Annotated in this window: 1 protein-coding gene; it reads right to left on the reverse strand. The window is 78.9% G+C overall.

Annotated features, from left to right (window positions below):
- The coding region (locus IE94_RS36935) for a hypothetical protein (RefSeq protein ID WP_157849465.1) at positions 1 to 205 on the reverse strand (205 nt) is incomplete at its 3' end.
- Positions 206 to 266 lie beyond the last annotated feature (61 nt).

Below are 266 nucleotides of genomic sequence, written 5' to 3' on the forward strand. Positions count from 1 at the left end.
CGCTTTGGCCGGGCGGGCCGTCCCCGGAGCGCCGGGCGGCACGCAGGGTGCGCAGGTGTTCCTCGGAGAGCCGGCCGGTGAGGGCGGGGTCGGCGAGGACGCGGTCGATGCCGTCGGCCAGCGTGTCCCCGGTGTCCGCCATGTTGACCACGACCGACGACCCGTGCCTGGCCTGCGCGAGGCGCCGGGCGCGGACGGCTGCCACGGCCCGCTCCGGCACGCGGTCCGCGCCGCGCGCAGCGAGGTCGACCGCGGACGTCCACAGC

The sequence above is a fragment of the Streptomyces violaceorubidus genome (assembly GCF_000717995.1).
In the GTDB taxonomy this organism is placed as follows: domain Bacteria; phylum Actinomycetota; class Actinomycetes; order Streptomycetales; family Streptomycetaceae; genus Streptomyces; species Streptomyces violaceorubidus.